We start from the raw sequence: 18,936 nt of genomic DNA on the forward strand, positions 1-18,936 counted from the left end.
AAAAAAACAACTTGAGAAAGATCAGAATTTTCGAACACATTTCGCTTGATGGTGTAATCGAACACGCCGGAGATTACGAGTACGGCGGATGGACGGCACCGTACCGCACCACTGATGGGCAGGCAATCCTCCTGGAGGCGTATGGTCCAGGATTTGATCTGCTGCTCGGCCGCCGAACCTATGATTCCTGGTTAAATTTCTGGCCAAATGCTGGCGACTTCCCCCTGGCAAACGGCATAAATAGCGCCACGAAATACGTAGTCACCCACAGGCCAGACAGCCTCACATGGGGGCCGGTCAAGGATTTGGGCGAGGACATGTTAAAAGGGCTTCGCGACCTAAAGACAACAGACGGCCCTGATTTAGTGCTTTCGGGAAGTATATCGCTGATCTCGGTGCTGCTGGACGCGGGATTGGTAGACGAGGTTATCCTGATCGTTTACCCCGTTTTGCTTGGTCGTGGCAAACGCTTGTTGTCGGATAGTATTAACGCCCGGGAACTTGAATTTGTAGACTCAAAGTCCACACCCACGGGTTTGCTCATCAACACTTACAAACACCTTGGGCCGCTTCTACATAAGCCATGAAAGCAGAACGAAACTCAGGATCATCAGGTAACTGAAGCTCATCTGCTGTTTCCACTAAAAGATGTACCCACTTTTTACGATGCGCTTCAGTTAAATGCTTACCGATATGATGTTGGATCATTTTAAAGTGACAAGACTTTATCATAAAATCGATCCATCAGGTTTTCAAAAACAGGCATTCCGCCAGCCCATTCATATAACGTTGGTATAGCTTTCATCGAATTAACTTTACCCAATATTAAGTATTATTCCAGTGAAAACGGCTAACCTTAGTTTCCAAAAAATAATCGACAAATAATAAGTCCACGACAATAAGATAACAAGCGATTATTTATATACCAGCCCTACAGAATTAACGGCAAAATTTCATCCTGAAAAGTACAGTTCCGAAACCTCCAATTCCAAACTAAATTTCGTAAATCCATAAAAATTTAGTGTTTCTAGCTGATCTTCAAGGAAATTAGATTTCACAACAAATACCTGTGTAGCTTTGCCTTAACTAATTTATGATATGGCAGACGAAGTAAGGCACCCTGCGCAAGGCAGCAAGTTTGATAAAGTTTTCAGAGAAAACATGCAAGGTACTTTACCTGGCATTATAAAGCATGTTTTGAGCCTGCAGGTAACCACTATAGAAGATTTAGCAGATGACATACAATTTACCAAAGAAAGAAAAACCGACCTGTTAAAAAAGGTAATAGATAACCAAGGTAATACCTATGTGCTGCACGTTGAATACCAAACCGACCATTATAAAGACATGCACTTTCGCTCAGAAACTGTTTTGGAACAAATTGTTCATGAAATAGAAAGCAAAAGCACATCGGAGCTGGAACAAGGACGTTATTTTAGGCAACTACGGGTATTACTGCAACTTCGTAATTTAGATAAACAAGCAATTAAAGATATGGCACTAACAGGTAAAATATTCAAAGAAGAAAAAGACATCTTATATATCAGAGGTGAGATGAAAGGCGAACAAAAAAAATCAATTGAAATGGCAATAAAACTTATTGTAAAAGGTATGTCCGTCGAAGAGATTGCAGATTTAACCGGCCTTACTATAGAGGAAATTCAAGCCTTATCATAATCATTTTTCACTCATTTTCCATTTATAAGATTATTGCTAAATTGACCTCTTGCAAAATAGCCATATCAATTACTTTGAATTTCAGGCCAGCGATCTGGGCACAATAAAGCAATTCTACCAAAATGCATTTGACTGGAAATTTACCGACTATGGACCAGAATACACTGCTTTTTCAGAAAGCGGATCGATTATTTATCATTTTGTTCTGGCTGGCACCTGAGCCTGCCATGCCTGGCCATATACTACATAACTGAACCGGTATTGCGCAATAATTGGGCTATCCCGGAATAAACCAAACATATAGCAAACATAGCGCAGCTAATAGCGGAAGGATAGGGGAACAGGCCAGGCATAGGAGAAGGTATGAAGTGTTGGAGATATAACAGATTGATCAATATCTTGACATATTAAAAATGAGAGATCCTTTACTTGTTTTTTTTGATGAGGGTATCAATACTCCACTTATAGCTGGCGATGGATGCCAGCAATAGGCTGGCGGCACTGGCCGTAAACACGCCGTAATTGATAGGCTTTTGTACGCCTACAGAAGTTGTCATAAACAGAATGAAAGTAAACGTTAACAGACAGCTGCCTAAGGCAGCATATTTTGTTTTAAAACCGATGATCAGTAACACCGCGATCATACATTCTGAAGCTGTTGCAATTCCGCCCATGATATTGGTGGCAGACCTGTCTAAGTAAGGCATCAGTGTAACGGTATAGTTGATGAAATTTTCCCAGTTACCCCATTCGATGTTTCCGGTACCAGCCGGTCCCAGGATACCAAGCCTGTCGAAAACGGGCGTTAAAAAAGTTAAACCCAGTGCAGCTCTAAGCAGCAGCTGGGGGATTTTGAATGATTCTTCCATAATAAATATTTTTTACAAATCTATCTCCAATGTATCGTCTTGTAGCATACCAGTTTAATGAAAACAGGTGGCCCAGATACTGGTCACAATTCTCTGTCTTGGCGAGCGATAAGGGGGAGTCTGGACCATGTCTTTTTTCAGATCTGGGTTAGAAGTATTGATAGGGGGTAGCCTAACTTGGCTCCTGATATTTAAAAAATACTGCTTATGATGTCAGGCTATAAAACCAAATTGTTGTGTCTTTTGCTTTTTTTTATACCTGCGCTGGCCCCGGCACAGTTGGAGGTTTATGGTAAATTCACTGAACACAGCGCTTTTGAGCCTGTCATCAACTATGCAGGCAATAAAATCATTACCGAAAAATTGTCCATCACTTTTTTTGGATTGATCCGACAGTCCTGGAGCCAGGCTTTAATTGGACTTTCTTATTCACCGTATAAGTTCCTTACTTTATCTTCAGGTATGGGTATTGAGCACGGAAAGCACGCTCCAAGATATACAGCCAGTATATTTTTAAAACAAAAACGGACCAGTCTGTTGCTGCTTGAGGAGCTGGGAAGCGGTAAGGATAACTATTTGTATAAAGTTAACTTGTTTCATCAGGTTACCGATCAATTTACATTTGGTGGCTCTGCCTGGCGTTATCATGGACTGGGGCCGAATTTCAGATTTTTAATACCTGAAATACAGTCTACAATCTGGGTTATGCCAGCTTATGATCTGGATATCGAACAGGCAAGACTTATGGTTGGCCTCAGTTTGAAGATGTTATAAGCGGTTAATCGGTGCTATAATACAGCTATTCCTTCCAGGGAGAATGCAAGATACAGTCACAGAAATTTTTCCGTTGGAAATTCGGGATCATGTACGCGCAGACATCGGCTTTGATGTTTCCAAATGTTGTTTCTGTTTTATGCTCGAATCCGCTGAAGAATGTCGGGATAATGTTTTTCTTGAAATTATTGCGGGGAAAGATGTTTAAGATTTCATTCCTGTTCTCTTCGCCAAGATGCTCATATCCTTCACCCATCACATCCAATCCTACACCCGAATACATCAGGGCGACTTCAGGCTCCTTATGTTCAGCGATACCGATGGTGGTATGTAGGGCTATGGTGTCCCAGACCAATTGTAGGGATTGAGGTGGTAAACCCTGACTTTTTAGAAAATCACGGGCGGCATTTGCGCCGTCTATTTCGAATCGAAGGTCTGGACTGCTGTAGTGCTTTGTCAACCCCAGGTCGTGGAATACCGAGGCGACGTAGAGTAATTCCTGGTCGTAATCAAGTTGTCTTCGTTTTCCGTTTAGCGATGAGAATAGAAATACTCTCAGGGAGTGATTGTAAATAAATTCTGTTCCATGTTCCAGTAAGAGCTCGGTTGCCTGGGTGGCAATTGTGCTGTCTGGAATTGTTATTCCGGCAATGGTTTTTGAGGTATGGATTGACATATATTTTTTGTTTTTCCAAAATTACTTAGGATAGAGGGTTTGGAAAATGTCAAATTCGGTCAATCACATGTGAATATATGATTCGGTATTTACAGCTTATTTATTGCCTATTCCGATAAAATGAGTTCTATATGCTTTGGGAGATATCTGGGTATTTTTTTTAAAAAAATGACTAAACTGATCCGCAGAACCGAAATTTAGCGCAAATGCGATTGTTTTTATTGGTGTGGCGGAGAACTGGAGGTATCGTTTCGCTTCAGCAATCAAATGATCATTAATTGATTCTTTTGCCCCGCGCCCACCGTAGCGCCTGGATAGTTCAGTTAGTTTTCTGACTGTTACACCTAAAAGGCTGGCGTAATCTTTAACTTCATGAGAGCTTTGATGATGTTCGGTTATTAAATTTAAGAACTGCCTGTAGATCGTATTTTCATAATTTTCCAATGCGTTCAAGAGTGAGTCGTTCACATTGGCTGTTTTGATCATGATGATTTTTAGGTAGGCGGCCATGACGTCCAGTTGATTGATGTAGACATCTTTAGCAGATTCCGTCAGCAGGCACTGGAAAAGGAAATTGAGTTCCTGTTCGTTGGCCGCTGTCAGGAGCAGCGATTGATTTGCGGCTGCGTTGTTGAAAAGCACAGCTTTACAATTGTTTGCGCTCTGGGGTGTCTTTTCCCAGAAGCAGTCGCCGAAGCCTAGTTCAAATCCCCTGAAGGATGCGGATTGCTGAAAGTGGATAACCTGGCCTTTGGCGATCAAAAAAAGTGTTGCCGGGGACAGTTCAAAAACTCTTTCATCGATCTTTATCTTCCCCTTGCCGGATTGTACCAGAATCATTCGGTGATAGGCGAGCCGCTGTGGAAGAGTTTCAGCATATTTCTTGTTCTGGTAAAATTGTATGTAAAAGGAGTCCTTTATGTCATTTTCTATTTCAATATGTTGCTGACTTGTACTGGCCATAACTCATTTTAACCTCCTGATAGGAATTTTACAATACAAAGATACAAAATATTATGAAAAATAGACCGATTGGTTTATTTTTGTACCGTAATAGTTTAACATGAACAAAGCAGAGCGTACCAGACGGTTTATTATTGAGCAATCCGCTTCCATCATTAACAGGAAGGGGATGGCGGGGACTTCAATGAGTGACATTATGGAGGCGACCAAACTTGCCAAGGGTGGTATTTATGGGAACTTCGAAAGTAAGGATGAAATATGTGTGGAGTCATTTTTATACCTGACGGCGACGCTTGCCGATCAATTGAACAGGGCTGTGTTGCGTGGGAAAACCGCGAGAGAAAAATTTTTAAATTTATTAGATGCCTATAAAGAGATTAAAAATACCGATGGAGGATGCCCTATTATGAACTTTGGTGTGGAGGCTGATGATACACATCCTGGTATGAAGGAAAATGTAAAGAAGGCAATCCGGTCTGCCCAGAAAAGATTTTTTGATATCATATCCAATGGCATTGCCAATAATGAAATATCTGTAACTGTGAACCCGAAGAACTTTAGTATAAAAGTTTTTGCTATGATTGAAGGTGCAATTTTATGTAGGAGGGTATTAGAGAGCGATGAGCAAATGTGGATTATTATGGAAGCCATCAGGCTTGAGTTTGATTCATATTTACTGTAATTTTTTTTTGATTTTTAAAAGACCGAACGGTCTATTTTAACTTAACAACTAATATATATAACCATGTCAAAAGTAATTTTAATAACAGGTGCCTCAAGGGGATTTGGTAGAATCTGGGCTGAAGCCTTTTTAAAGCGCGGTGACCATGTCATAGCGACCGCCAGAAATCTGGAGGCACTCAGTGGGCTTACAGCTGAATTCGGTGACCGGGTATTACCGCTTCGATTGGATGTGACTGATCGTGAGGCCTGTTTTCAGGCCATAAATGCTGCTGTTGCACATTTCGGGCATATCGACGTATTGATCAATAATGCGGGTATTGGTCTTTTTGGTGCAGTAGAAGAGAGTTCTGAACAGGAAGCCAGGGCACAGATGGAGACCAACTTTTTTGGGGTACTGTGGTTGACACAGGCTGTTTTGCCCGTAATGCGCCAGCAGGGAAGCGGTCACATTATACAGGTATCTAGTGTGCTTGGTTTGGTTACAGTTCCGGTGTTGGGTGTATACAATGCGTCCAAATTCGCTGTGGAAGGTCTTTCTGCGTCGCTTGCTGCCGAAGTGAAATCTCTGGGTATCAATGTTTCTATTGTTGAGCCAAATGCATACACAACTGACTGGTCTACATCCGCAGACAAGAGTCAGGCCATATCGGCTTATCAGCCGGTTAAGGATGTGATGTGGGCGTCTTTCACTACCCCTGGGTATTTTGGAGAGCCTTCGGCGACTACGCCGGCGATATTTAAATTGGTTGATGCCGCCGAACCCCCGCTGAGATTGCTGTTGGGAAAAGTTGGCTATCCAATAGTTAAGCAGGAATATGAAGCCCGTTTGAACAATTTTGAAGACTGGCTGGAGGTTTCCGAGGCTGCACATGGAAATCAACAGGGAGCGTGAAAAAACAATGAGAATTTTAAAAGAAAATCACCAGGGTTTTAGTACCGTACTGGCACTGTCGCTTATCCCATTGTCGGGATTTGCTACAGACATTTATTTGCCTTCTCTTCCGGCTATGGCAAAAGACTTGCATGTTTCAGCATCTGCTATTCAGCTTTCCCTGGTGCTATTTATGTTTAGTATAGGTGTAAGTCAGATTTTTATTGGAAGCATATTGGATAGTTTTGGGCGTTTTAGGATCAGTATCATATCACTTGCACTGTTTTCACTGACCAGTTTTGTGATTGCTGTTGTACCCAATATTTATGTTATTTATGCAATGCGTATTATTCAGGGAATTACAATTGCCTTTATTGTAGTAGGAAAACGCGCCTATTTTGTTGATCTTTATTCGGGAGAGAAATTAAAGCATTACATCAGTTTGTTTGCTATCATCTGGGCTTGTGCTCCAATTATGGCGCCATTTTTAGGGGGATATTTGCAAAGTATCTTTGGCTGGCGGTCCAACTTCTATTTTCTTGGTCTGCTGTCGCTTCTTTTTTTGATCCTGGAACTCATCTATAGTGGCGAATCTTTAAAACACTTTCATCCATTTAAGATAAGGTCAATTGCGCAGACTTATAGTGGGATGTTAAAGACTGCTGATTTTACACTTGGTTTAGCTATCATCGGCATTTGCTTTGGTCTGGTAGTTATTTATAGTTTGTCAAGCCCCTTTATTATAGAAAGTATATTTGGCTATTCTGCTGTTACTACCGGCTATAGTTCACTATTATCTGGTTTTTCTATTATGACAGGCGGAATTATTGCTAAATCACTGATTAAGGAACCTTTAGCTAAAAAAGTGATCACTGCGCTGGTTGTGCAGATCAGTTTAGTTTTCCTTATGATTTTTACCGTTCCTTTTGGTAGTAATATTTACACCTTAATTGGTTTCACGATCTGTATTCATATGTGTGGAGGTTTTATTTTCAACATCATTTATGGTTATTGTCTCAGCCGCTTTTCAAAAAATGCAGGGGTAGCAAGCGGGCTTACCGGTGGGGCCATGTATATGGTGAGTTCAGTATTCAGCTATGGCTTTGCAAATTTATATGCTGTTAAAAGCCAAACGTTATTAGGGATTGCAAATATCTCTTTGATACTGGTTATTTGCATGCTATTTATTGCTTTTAACCGATACAGGAAAGTACGTGTGCGTAATGAGCTGAAGACTGCTCTGGCCTAACCAAATTCTGAGGTAGTTCAATAATTATTGAACTACCTTTTTAAGGATTTTGAGTGCTTCCTCCATTTCATTTTCCTCGAGCGCAGCAAAGCCAAGCCTCATTCCGTTGGTGTCAAAAGATTCATTTTTGTAAAAAATTCCGTTGTCTATATATAGTCCTTTTTTTGCTGCTTCCATTGACATTTTAACCAGATTGATAGCTGGATCAAAAATCGACCAGACTGCCAGCCCGCCTTCTGGTATTGCAAATTCTATATTTTCACTGAAGTTTGTTTTTAAGATCTCGCAAAAAAGGTCTCTCCGCTGCTGATATATTTTTAATGATTTTCTGAAATGCCTTTCCATTTCCCCCGTCTCAAACATCAGCGCGAATGCATCCTCCAGCAGGGTGTCTCCTTGTTTGTCAATCAACGCTCTCATGGATGCCGCTGCGTCGATAAAAGCAGGTGGCCCGGCCATGAATCCGATTCGCAAAGCCGGGGCGAAAGTTTTAGAGATTGAACCAATATAAATTACGTTGTGGTGATGGTCGATACTGGCCAGTGGCAGGTAGGGTTTGTTCTGGTAGTGGAAGTCAAAATCATAGTCGTCCTCAATAATTGCGAAACGATGCTCTTTAGCGAGTTTTAACAGTTTTAGCCTGCGCTCCATACTTGTGGTTACCGTAGTTGGAAAATGATGGTGGGGGATGATATATAAAGCTCTGATTGAATGCTTCTTCAATACCTGTTCAAGATAATCTATATTCATTCCTGCCGCATCGATCGGAATCCTCAGTAGTTTTGCTCCTGAACGAATGAATGTTTCATCCGCGTAGTGATAATTCGAAACACCCAGCGCAATATAATCTGAAGGCTCTATCAACAACCGAGCGGCTAAGTAAATCCCCATCTGGCTGCCCTTGGTAATGATCAGCTGATCTGATGGTACGTTTAATCCTCTGGTATTGGACAGGTAATTGCAGATCATTTCCCGCAGGTGTGCTGATCCTTTTGGACTTCCGTATTTCAGAAAATTTTTACCGTAGAACTTTCTGGATATGCTTCTGTATTCTCTCATAAGCTGGTCAACAGGTGCCAGACGTACGTCCGGAAAGCCGTCATCGATAGCCAGTTTTGTGTGCTGAAGATTGTTAACAGGAATCGTATTTTTAAATTGATTGATCCAGATGAATGCTTCTTCAGGCTGATTGCCCGGGCTGATCTTGTTTTGAGGCAGCGCAGCGGCTTTACTTTTGGTAATCACTGGCAGATTGGCAAGTACAAAAACACCCTTTCGTTCAATGGATTCCGCCCAGCCCTGGCTGATCAGTTCCTCATAAGCCAGCTTTACCGTATTTCTGTTGATGCCGATCAGACTGGCCAGTATACGCGAGCTAGGTAGTATGTCACCGGCCTGCAAAGTGCCATTTGTGATCAAAGAAATAAAGGTATTGCATACCTGTATATGTAAAGACAAGCTGCTCCTGCGGTCAACTTCAATCAATGTTTTATAGGGTAACATCTGGGCTGTATCTTTTGTGAAAATTGGTCTGTAAATGTAATCCAATATCAGCATAATTTTGATGGAAATATTAAAAACTGATGAAGAAAGTATTGTTGATTAATGCCAGCGCCAGGACGCTGAATTCTAAAAGCCGGAAACTCACTGAGGTTTTCGTGGAACAATGGAGCGCTAAAAATAGTGATTCAGTGATCACTTATCGTGAATTGGGAAACTCGAATGTACCGCACATTACCGAAAGCTGGATCTCCGCGGCATTTAAGCCCGAGACTCAGCGCTCGCCCGAAGAACTTGAAATCCTCAGTTGGAGTGACAGCTGTATCGAAGAGTTGCACGATGCAGATATTATTGTACTGGGTTCGCCAATGTATAACTGGTCAATACCGAGTCCGCTTAAGGCGTACATTGATCAGGTACTTAGATTTTCCAAGACGTTTAGTATCGACCGGGAAAATGCACAGCATCCTTATGTTGGTTTGCTCGAAAATAAGACACTTATACTCATGCTGTCAAGAGGTTTGGGGCAATATGAACCAGGAGAAGCAAATGAACATATGAATTTTCAGAATACGTATCTAAAAACTGTGTTTAACATGATGGGCGTCCAAAATATCCATTTGGTAGCTGTTGATGGTACTGCCCAGGAAGGTGAGCAGCTGACCAAAGATATCCAGCTTTCTCACCATAGGATTAAAGAACTGATTGAGACAGGATTCGTTTAATAATTAACCGTTAAAGCTATACTGATGAAAAGCAGCGTGTTTAAAGGAAGCATTTTAATTGCGTTTGGAGCATCCTGTTATGGCATGCTGGGTACGTTTGTGAAGCTTGCTTATCTGGATGGCTTCAGTACTGCGGAAGTTACCATTTCGCAGTTCGCAACAGGATTTGTTATTTTGTTTGTACTCAGTTTCTTCGGTAAGCGCAAGAAGGGACCTGAAAGAAATTCCTCGGACATCAGGAGCATATTTAGGCTGGTTATAGCCGGGAGCTCACTCGGGCTGACCAGTATTTTTTATTACATGGCTGTTCAGTATATTTCGGTAGGGGTAGCCATTGTACTGCTGATGCAAACGGTTTGGATGGGCGTGGTTTTGGAGATGTTTTTACAGAAAAAGGCCCCGGTAACCAGAAAAATTGTAGCAGTTTTTATCATTCTTTCAGGAACTGTACTTGCTACGCGTTTGCTTAGTGATTCCGTCAGTATCAATTGGTATGGCATTGGCTGGGGGATGCTGGCTGCGGTTACCTATACTGCAACGATGTACACATCCAATAACCTTGAACTTCATTTCCCGCCATTAAAACGAAGTTTGTTTATGATCCTGGGTGGATTGATCATTATTTTGCTGATTTTTCATGCTTCGCTGAACCCCGGCTTCTCCATGAAAATTTTTGCCAGCTGGGGATTGCTGGTTTCTTTATTTGGAACGGTTCTTCCACCTTTATTGTTTACCAGGGGTATGCCGCTTACCGGAATTGGTCTGGGAGCAATTATCGCCTCGATTGAAATTCCAGTGGCTTTACTGACAGCAAGTATCCTATTAAAAGAGCCGGTCAGTCTTTCCCAATGGATCGGAGTTGTGTTTATTTTATTCGCTATGGCTTTTATGAAGATTGGGGCAAATTAAAAAGACAGCCTCTTCAAAACGAAGAGGCTGTCTTTTTATACCAATTTTAAGTCTTATGCCGGTAATAGTGCAGTTGTGATGCCAATCCTGTTCCAAACATTTATAGTGATGATAGACAAGATCACCTGAGCCAGGTAGGTTTCTTCCAATACTTTGGCAGCCTGCTGGTAAGTTTCATCATTAACATGATTGCTGATCAGTGTTACTTCTTCTGTGAGAGCTAAAATCGCACGTTCTTCTTCTGAAAAGAATGGTGTGTCACGCCAGGCGTTAAGCGCATAGATGCGCTGTTCCGTTTCTCCGGCTTTGCGGGCTTCTTTGGTATGCATGTCGATGCAGAAGGCACAGCCATTGATTTGGGAAGCTCTGATTTTGATCAGGTCTTTATGAATTCTTGTAAGTGGCGTGCTTTCTATAAACTTTTCCAGTCCGAGTACAGCTTTATATCCTGCTGGTTCAACCTGATCGATTTTGATTCTTGTTTTCATTTTTAAATATTTATATTATTCGTTAATACAAAAATACGGTTCGGATAAAGGTGTTGAGTATGCCAGTTCCGAAATAAGAAGTAGCCCAGATTAGGTTTAATATCTAGCCTTTTTTCGTCTGAATTAATGAAGAACATGGCGCTGATTAAATGAGACAATTCGACAAAAAAATGAATAGGATTTGCCGTATTTATTGCCTTACTTCATCCGCAAGCAACCAGCTATGAAGAAATTACTTGCCTTATTTTTTATCATCTTATCCGTCTGCCTGGCTAAAGCGCAACGCATTTCTAAAACATTTGAAGCTGATATTGTCATTTATGGAGGTACATCAGCAGCCATCACAGCGGCAGTACAATCTGCTAAACTTGGGAAAAAAGTCATTGTCGTTTCTCCGGATGTACATCTTGGCGGGCTTTCTGCAGGTGGTCTGGGTTTTACCGATACCGGCAACAAAGAGGTGATTGGCGGGCTGGCGCGCGAATTTTATCACAGGGTATACCTGCATTATCAGACAGACACCGCCTGGAAGTGGCAAAGACAAGCGGAATACGGCAATAAAGGACAGGGGACACCTGCCATAGATGGCAATGACCGGACGATGTGGATTTTTGAACCCCACGTTGCAGAACGCATCATGGAAGATTTTGTCAAGGAACACCAGATTCCGGTTTACCGGAACCAATGGCTGGACCGGAAAAAAGAAGTAAATAGGAAATCGGGTAAGATTATCAGTATAACTACACTGAGCGGTGATGTATTTAAAGGCAAGGTATTTATTGATGCAACTTATGAAGGGGACCTGATGGCTGCAGCCGGGGTCAGTTACCATGTAGGTCGTGAGGCTAATGCGCAGTATGGCGAACAATGGAATGGTGTCCAGACAGAGGTGTTTCAGCACGGACATCATTTTAAAAGTTCAATAGATCCTTATATCGTTCCTGGGGATAAAAGCAGCGGACTGCTTGCTGGCATATCAGCGGAATATCCGGGAGAGAAAGGGGCAGGTGACAGTAAAATACAGGCATATTGCTTCAGGATGTGCTTATCCAACCATCCGGATAACAGAATTACTTTTCCCAGGCCGGACAATTATAATCCTGCTGATTACGAATTGCTGGCCAGAGTTTTTGCTGGTGGCTGGAGGGAGGTTTTTAATAAATTTGATGCCATACCCAACCGAAAAACGGACAGCAATAATCATGGTCCTTTCAGTACCGATTTCATCGGCATGAACTATGGTTATCCTAAGGCATCCTACGAAGAACGCCGGGCAATCGTGAAACAACATGAGGATTATCAGAAAGGCCTGATGTATTACATGGCCAATGATCCAAAAGTGCCAGCAGACATCCGTACGCGGATGAGCACCTGGGGATTGGCGAAAGACGAATTTAAAGACAACGGGGGCTGGCCACATCAGATTTATGTACGGGAAGCAAGGAGAATGGTTAGCGACTATGTCATGTCCGAAAATGAAATTTTAGGTAAAAAGCCCGTACAGCGTTCCGTTGGCATGGGATCATATGCCCTGGATGCTCACAATACCCAGCGTTATGTAACTGCTGAAGGATTTGTACAAAATGAAGGGGATATAGGCGTAAAAGCACCAAAGCCTTACGGAATTTCTTATGATGCGATAGTGCCGAAAAGTAAGGAATGTACCAATTTACTGGTGCCCGTTTGCCTTTCTATTTCACATATCGCTTACGGTTCTGTGCGTATGGAACCAGTATTTATGATCCTTGGAGAATCTGCAGCTACTGCGGCTGCACTGGCGATAGACCAGGGTACAACTGTACAAAAAATAAACTACTCAACATTACAAGAATTATTGCTTAAACAAAAGCAACGCTTAAGATATGAACACTAGACTACTATTTCTATTATTTGCTTTAACGCTGCTTTCCTGTGGCCTGAACAAAAAGGATGTCTCAAAAATGACAGCTATCCCCGTTAATGCGCCCTTTGTCAATCCGGCTTTACCAGGCGACAATCCTGATCCCTCCATCATAAGGGTAGGACAGGTATATTATGCCACCTCTACGACAAACGAATGGGCACCCTATTTCACCATCTATAAATCGACCAATCTAAAAGATTGGAAATTGGTCAATCACGTATTTCCTGATGGGTTTAAAGATATGAAGAACCAATGGGGTGAAAATAATTTCTGGGCATCGGAGCTGGCTTATGACGCTAAACAAAATCGGATTTACGCCTATTACACCGCGCATAACCGTGAAGTGAAAGGGAACCCCGGCCTGCAATGTGGTGTTGCCTGGATAGATGCAGACCAGATTGAATCCGGAAAATTTAGCGATAATGGCCCTGTTATCATTGAAGACGATTGCGGTGCTATTGACGCATTTGAGCTACAGGACAATGGCAAGATCTATGCCTTCTGGAAAAACGATGGCAACGGCTGTGGAAAGGAAAGCTGGATATGGATGCAGGAAATTAATGAAAGCCGTACGAAACTATTAGGTCAAAAGAAGAAAGCTTATACGAATAGCCAGCCATGGGAAACGGCCCTGGTAGAAGGCGCCTGCTTCTTCAGGATGGGAGATTACATCTATAGTCTTTATGCGGTTGGTGGCTGCTGCGATTTCCGGTGCAATTATAAAACAGGGATTACCAGAACCAAAAGTCTGGAAAGCGGAACCTGGGAGAAATACAATAAAAACCCGGTTATGGTTAGTAATGACAAGTGGAGATGTCCTGGTCATGGAACTGTTGTCCAGTCTGCCGACAACAGGTTGTTTATGCTTTACCATGCCTTTAATAAAAACTATGATGTTTTTGTTGGCCGTGAAGGTATCATTGAAGAATTAAAGCAGGGAGCAGATGGATGGCCGGTGCTCCATAATGCAACCATAGCGAACCGTCCAAAAGCAGATCTTGATTTTTTTGATGATTTTCAAAAAGATAAAAAGCTGAACCTGGTTTGGCAATGGCCATCAAAACTACAAAGGCCGGCAATGGATTTCAAAAAAGGGCTGAACCTTGCTGCTTCCAACGAAAATCATAAGCTGGGTACTTTCCTGGGACAATACATTAAATCAGTAGATTTTGACATTATTGCTGAAGTTGAAACCGGAATCGCACTTACCGGGATCTGTTTGGGCGGCGCGATAGTGAAAAGTAAGTGGCCGGGTGAGTTGGGAGGAATTGGTATTGCGGCCTCCGAAAAAGGATATACTGTTTTTAGTAATTTAGATGGAAAGTATACTGTGCTCAAGCAATCAAATGTTGCATTATCGGGCTCCATACAATTAAAAATGAAAATTAGTAATGGTGGAAAGCTGATAGACCTGTTTTATAAGGACAATGCATCTGACTGGCTGAAGTTTTATACCCGGCAATTTGATGCAGGCAAATATGTTCCCTGGGGGATGGGCTACAGGGCCGGTATTGTGGTTAAAGGTATGCCGTCCGAAAAAGGAGTTTTTAAAAGTTTTGAACTAAAGAACAATTGATTTTTAAAGGTCAGCATCTTTACTCAAGGAATTGATATACTCCATTGGAGTGGTATTAAAATACCGCTGAAAATTTTTATTAAACAGGCTTTGGCTACTGTAACCCACCATTTTAGCAATCTCGAATAAGCTAAATTCATTTTGTGCAATTAGTCGTGTTGCTTTTTTAAGGCGGGTAATGTCGATCAGTTCTTTTGGCGATAGTGAGGAGAGAGATTTTATTTTACGATAAAATGTAGGACGGCTCATGTGCATATGTTCGGCGAGCTGGTCAATATCAATATTTGGGTCCTTTATATTTTTACGGATGTATTCGTCCAGCTTTTTCAGGAAGGATTCGTCGGTTTTTGAATGTGCCATTACACGCACATCTTCAAATGGCGAGCTCGCGAAGTGCGTTTTTATATTTAAGCGATTTTTTAGCAGGTTGGCAATTTGCAGCTGTAACAACTCCGGAGAAAATGGCTTTTGGATATAAACGTCGGCACCAACTTCCAGGCTCTCTATGTGAGCGTTATACGTGTTTTTTGAAGTGAGCAGCACCACGGGGATATGGCAATATTCAACGTTTGATTTAACCAGCCGGCAAACCTCGAAACCGTCTATCCCGGGCATCATGATGTCTGATATGATCAGGTCAACGATTTCGTTATTTAAAATATCCTGGGCGCTTTCGCCATTTTCGGCCAGATGAACTTTATAGGTGTCGCCCAGAACTTCTGATAAAAATTCCAGGATATCCTCGTTGTCATCTATGATTAGAATACTGTCGATCATTTTATTTTATCTTTTTCCAACTACTCAATTTAAATTCAAATTTTTGATGAACAGGTAAAGTTAATTCAAAAATCACCAGGTCCACATCTCCGGATACTAATTTTAACGAGCCGTTGTGTAATTCTGCCAGGGTTTTAGCCAGTGAGAGCCCGATGCCTGTGCCGGATTTATCACTGTTCCGCAATCGGAAGAATGGTTCAAATATTCGTTCTCTGTACTCATCCGGAATTCCTTTGCCATCATTGTTAAACCTGATGGTAAATTGCTCATCAGTTGGGGCAACAGCATTTAAACGCACGGTGGCTGTAGATGCAGCATACTTTAAAGCATTCGAGATCAGGTTGCAGCAGATCTTTACCAATGCTTCCCTATCTGCAAAAACAATGACATCTTTTTTAGGAAGTTCAAGATGCAAAGAAATATTATTTTTTTCAGCCTCGTGCTTAAAGGCAGCAATTTGTTCCCTTAATAGATGACTGATATCGGTATTGACAAAGTTTAATCCAAACTGATCCATTTCGGTCTTACGGAAATCAAGCAGCTGACTGGTCAGCTCATCTAAACGTTTGGCATTTTTTTCAACCATAAGCAGGCTTTTCTTAATACCAGCATCTTCGGCTGTCTTTTTAATCATTCGTTCAACAGGGCCCAATATTAATGTCAAAGGGGTTTGTATTTCATGTGCGATATTGGTGAAAAACTCAATTTTAGCCTGGTAAATTTCTTTTTCCTTTTCGTGTTCAAAGCGTTGCAGCTTATGCAGGTTTTTACGTTCCAGATAGCGATGATAATAGCGTATAGACCAAAACAGGCTAATCGCCAATACAACCGCATAGAAAAAATAAGCGGTATAACTTTTCCAGAAAGGGGGGAGTATCTTAATGAAAAGAAGCCGCTCTTTGCCTGTCCAGCTACCTACATTACTTTTGGCACGGACTATAAAGGTATAGTCGCCTGCCGATAAATCCGTAAAATAGGCTTTGCGGTTGCTGCTAAGGTAAGTCCGGTTTTTATCAAGGCCCTGCATTAAATATTCGTACCGGGTAACCTCTGGAGAGGAGTAATTTAACGCGGCGAATTCAATGCTGAAATTGGTCTGATTGTGCGATAGTACGATCGTATCCGTATACAAAATAGATTTGCTTAGCGGACCATTCTTTATGCCGGGCGCGATTTCTTTATTGTCAATTTGTAAGCCGGTGATATAGATATGCGGATCGGTCTCTTTTTGTCCAAACTCCTTAGGGTTAAAAGCAATCATTCCTTTAACGGATCCGAAATACATTTTGCCATTGGTATCTTTATAAGCCGAGTTGTAATTGAACTGGTCGGTGATCAGGCCGTTCGATTGCGTGTAAATTTTGAACTTTTCTGTACGCAGGTCAAAACATATCAATCCTTTAAGCGAGCTTATCCAGAGGCGTTTAGAATCGTCTTCCAGCATACGGAACATGATATTACTTGGCAAGCCATTTTCGGTAGTAAACTTTTTAACGGTTTTTCCATCTGGACTTAATTTGATCAGGCCCCCGCCTCCGGTAGTAAACCACATGGCATGGTTGCTGTCTTCCAGTATTCCATATATTTGAAATTCATTTATGATTTTATTTTTGACCCTGTCTCCGAAGCGGATGTTGCCATGTTTGCCAGTTTTAGGGTTATAATAAAAAGCTCCCTGTGATACACTGGCGGTCCAGATATTTCCTTTATGGTCTTCTTTGATATCAAAAACGTAAGAATTATACGGTATCTCCTGTATACGCCTGAATGTTTTGTTCTTCGTGTTATAGGTAAACAAACCCGACCCACGGTATGCGGTGCCAATCAACAGGGTGCTATCCCTGGTCACATAGATACAGAGTACAAAATCGCTGACCTGGTCATTCTTGTCACCAACGAATTTAAACCTATCCGTTATTAAGCCGGTGTGCATATCCATGATTTCCATGCCATGTAAAAATGGCCCCAGAAATAACTGATCTCTAAATGCGACCATACCGTGTATATTGGGATAGGATACATCTCCTTTTTTTCCAGTCGAAGTATAATTGGTAAACCTTCCAGTTTTTACGTTAAACTTATTGAAGCCTGCGTCTTCTGTACCAATCCACAGATTGCCCTTGTTATCCGAACAAATTTCACGTACAGCACTACCCGATATGGAATTGGTGCCCATTAGCGGGTAATACTTTTCAAATCGTGCATTCTCTTTTGAATAGTAACTTATCCCGCCAAAAAAGCTTCCAACCCACATCCCGTTTTGATTGTCTCTGCATACCGTATACACTGCATTGTCTGCAATTGAATAGGGATCACCCGCCCTTTTATGTAAGTTACGGCTTGTATTGGTTGCTAAATCATAAATAAATATACCAGATTCGGTGGCGATCCAATATTCCTGGTTGCTGTCAGCAGTAATGTCACGTACATATAAATCGGTATTGTTCGTGTTAATCAGTGCTAAAGTGCTGATGACACCGGTGTTGGCGTTGTAACTTTTTAGCCCTTGTTTAAAGCATCCGATCAACAGCTTATTGTCCTTCATCGGAAATATTTTGCTTATCGATCGTAAATTTGGATGAATATTCTGGTTGATTATTCTGGTGCTCTTAGTTAATTTAGTCCGCAGGTTATAAGCGTGCACCAAACCATCATCATCGCCCATCCATAAATTTATGCTGCTGCTGTCAATTGCGAGGCAGGATGCATGCATTTTCAAATCCAACAGTTTATGCGCGCTTTGAATGTATTGGTAAAGTTGGCCGTCGGCTAAAAAAAATACGTTGTTTTGATCGTCGATCAGGATATGGCTAATGTAATTCTGCGGTGCTGTTTCGAGTGCAGTAAACTCTTCCTGATAAGGATCATACCTAAAAACCCCCTTACCGGTGCCAAGCCACAACATGCCGTTTTTATCTTCAACAATAGCGGTTACAATGTTATTGCCTACATTGCCAAATTTATCTTTTTTATTTTTATAAGTTTTGAAGGTATAACCATCAAAACGGTTCAGCCCGCCACGGGTACCAATCCAGATCAGCCCTTTTTTATCTTGTATGATCGAAGTCACTGAATTGTGTGCCAACCCGTTATCAGCCTGGTAATGTTTAAAATAATAAGATTGTCCTTTGCAGCTAAGTACTGCAAAAAACAGCATCACTTGAAAAAGAACAAATGAAAAAATGTGCCTCATAATCAGGGTTTGTTCAAATATATATAAATAGCCCGGTTTTATCTTTTATGGTAAGTTGCTGATCAATATTTGGATGGCTGTTCAATTTGTTGTCTATTGATT

At 41.5% G+C, this 18,936-nt stretch carries 18 protein-coding genes; 11 read left to right on the forward strand and 7 right to left on the reverse strand.

Features of this window, described 5'->3' with window-relative positions; genetic code table 11:
* Positions 1–11 precede the first annotated feature (11 nt).
* The 3 genes from R2Q85_RS13230 (at position 12) to R2Q85_RS13240 (ending at position 1,897) form a co-directional block, all read left to right on the forward strand.
* Entirely contained in the window at positions 12–587 is a 576-nt protein-coding gene (locus R2Q85_RS13230; RefSeq protein WP_316812268.1) for a dihydrofolate reductase family protein, read from the forward strand.
* A 511-nt stretch (positions 588–1,098) separates the two neighbouring features.
* Entirely contained in the window at positions 1,099–1,677 is a 579-nt protein-coding gene (locus tag R2Q85_RS13235) for a hypothetical protein (RefSeq protein ID WP_316812269.1), read from the forward strand.
* Positions 1,678–1,726: 49 nt separating this feature from the next.
* Positions 1,727–1,897: a hypothetical protein gene (locus R2Q85_RS13240; protein WP_316812270.1), complete on the forward strand. Its 171-nt coding sequence runs from the start codon at positions 1,727–1,729 to the stop codon at positions 1,895–1,897.
* 205 nt (positions 1,898–2,102) lie between these two features.
* On the opposite strand, the gene R2Q85_RS13245 is transcribed toward R2Q85_RS13240, so the two are convergent.
* Positions 2,103–2,546: a DoxX family membrane protein gene (locus tag R2Q85_RS13245; protein WP_316812271.1), complete on the reverse strand. Its 444-nt coding sequence runs from the start codon at positions 2,544–2,546 to the stop codon at positions 2,103–2,105.
* Positions 2,547–2,753: 207 nt separating this feature from the next.
* Between R2Q85_RS13245 and R2Q85_RS13250 the strand changes: the two genes are divergently transcribed.
* The gene (locus tag R2Q85_RS13250) at positions 2,754–3,320 is read left to right on the forward strand and encodes a hypothetical protein (RefSeq protein ID WP_316812272.1); all 567 of its coding nucleotides are present in this window, start codon (positions 2,754–2,756) and stop codon (positions 3,318–3,320) included.
* 25 nt (positions 3,321–3,345) lie between these two features.
* Here the strand turns inward: R2Q85_RS13250 and R2Q85_RS13255 are convergent, their stop codons facing one another.
* The gene (locus tag R2Q85_RS13255) at positions 3,346–3,996 is read right to left on the reverse strand and encodes an HD domain-containing protein (RefSeq protein ID WP_316812273.1); all 651 of its coding nucleotides are present in this window, start codon (positions 3,994–3,996) and stop codon (positions 3,346–3,348) included.
* Between the two features lie 96 nt (positions 3,997–4,092).
* Complete coding sequence (locus R2Q85_RS13260; RefSeq protein WP_316812274.1) at positions 4,093–4,959, reverse strand: AraC family transcriptional regulator; 867 nt, start codon at positions 4,957–4,959, stop codon at positions 4,093–4,095.
* A 100-nt stretch (positions 4,960–5,059) separates the two neighbouring features.
* On the opposite strand from R2Q85_RS13260, the gene R2Q85_RS13265 reads away from it, so the two are divergent.
* From R2Q85_RS13265 to R2Q85_RS13275, 3 genes are all read left to right on the forward strand, one after another.
* On the forward strand, positions 5,060–5,641 hold the full coding sequence (locus R2Q85_RS13265; protein WP_316812275.1) for a TetR/AcrR family transcriptional regulator: 582 nt from the start codon (positions 5,060–5,062) through the stop codon (positions 5,639–5,641).
* 63 nt (positions 5,642–5,704) lie between these two features.
* Complete coding sequence (locus R2Q85_RS13270; RefSeq protein WP_316812276.1) at positions 5,705–6,535, forward strand: SDR family NAD(P)-dependent oxidoreductase; 831 nt, start codon at positions 5,705–5,707, stop codon at positions 6,533–6,535.
* Between the two features lie 7 nt (positions 6,536–6,542).
* Positions 6,543–7,763 (forward strand): MFS transporter, encoded by a 1,221-nt coding sequence (locus R2Q85_RS13275; RefSeq protein WP_316812277.1) that lies wholly within the window; start codon positions 6,543–6,545, stop codon positions 7,761–7,763.
* A gap of 24 nt (positions 7,764–7,787) precedes the next feature.
* Here the strand turns inward: R2Q85_RS13275 and R2Q85_RS13280 are convergent, their stop codons facing one another.
* Complete coding sequence (locus R2Q85_RS13280) at positions 7,788–9,266, reverse strand: PLP-dependent aminotransferase family protein (protein ID WP_316812278.1); 1,479 nt, start codon at positions 9,264–9,266, stop codon at positions 7,788–7,790.
* A gap of 80 nt (positions 9,267–9,346) precedes the next feature.
* On the opposite strand from R2Q85_RS13280, the gene R2Q85_RS13285 reads away from it, so the two are divergent.
* Together R2Q85_RS13285 and R2Q85_RS13290 are read left to right on the forward strand one after the other, a co-directional pair.
* Entirely contained in the window at positions 9,347–9,988 is a 642-nt protein-coding gene (locus tag R2Q85_RS13285) for an FMN-dependent NADH-azoreductase (RefSeq protein ID WP_316812279.1), read from the forward strand.
* 24 nt (positions 9,989–10,012) lie between these two features.
* On the forward strand, positions 10,013–10,897 hold the full coding sequence (locus tag R2Q85_RS13290; RefSeq protein WP_316812280.1) for a DMT family transporter: 885 nt from the start codon (positions 10,013–10,015) through the stop codon (positions 10,895–10,897).
* 53 nt (positions 10,898–10,950) lie between these two features.
* Here R2Q85_RS13290 and R2Q85_RS13295 read toward each other — a convergent pair whose 3' ends face one another.
* Positions 10,951–11,385 (reverse strand): carboxymuconolactone decarboxylase family protein, encoded by a 435-nt coding sequence (locus tag R2Q85_RS13295; protein WP_316812281.1) that lies wholly within the window; start codon positions 11,383–11,385, stop codon positions 10,951–10,953.
* Between the two features lie 223 nt (positions 11,386–11,608).
* Here R2Q85_RS13295 and R2Q85_RS13300 point away from each other — a divergent pair, with 223 nt between their 5' ends.
* Together R2Q85_RS13300 and R2Q85_RS13305 are read left to right on the forward strand one after the other, a co-directional pair.
* Positions 11,609–13,258 carry an FAD-dependent oxidoreductase gene (locus R2Q85_RS13300; protein ID WP_316812282.1) on the forward strand — a complete coding sequence of 550 codons (1,650 nt, stop codon included), beginning with the start codon at positions 11,609–11,611 and terminating at the stop codon, positions 13,256–13,258.
* Positions 13,248–14,864, forward strand: a complete 1,617-nt coding sequence (locus R2Q85_RS13305) for a glycoside hydrolase family 43 protein (protein ID WP_316812283.1) — start codon at positions 13,248–13,250, stop codon at positions 14,862–14,864. Before R2Q85_RS13300 ends, R2Q85_RS13305 begins: the two co-directional genes overlap by 11 nt.
* 3 nt (positions 14,865–14,867) lie before the next feature.
* Here R2Q85_RS13305 and R2Q85_RS13310 read toward each other — a convergent pair whose 3' ends face one another.
* Positions 14,868–15,641: a DNA-binding response regulator gene (locus R2Q85_RS13310; protein WP_316812284.1), complete on the reverse strand. Its 774-nt coding sequence runs from the start codon at positions 15,639–15,641 to the stop codon at positions 14,868–14,870.
* 1 nt (position 15,642) lies between these two features.
* Positions 15,643–18,834, reverse strand: a complete 3,192-nt coding sequence (locus R2Q85_RS13315) for a two-component regulator propeller domain-containing protein (RefSeq protein ID WP_316812285.1) — start codon at positions 18,832–18,834, stop codon at positions 15,643–15,645.
* Positions 18,835–18,936 lie beyond the last annotated feature (102 nt).

It is taken from the genome of Pedobacter heparinus (assembly GCF_032678725.1).
Taxonomy (GTDB): domain Bacteria; phylum Bacteroidota; class Bacteroidia; order Sphingobacteriales; family Sphingobacteriaceae; genus Pedobacter; species Pedobacter heparinus_A.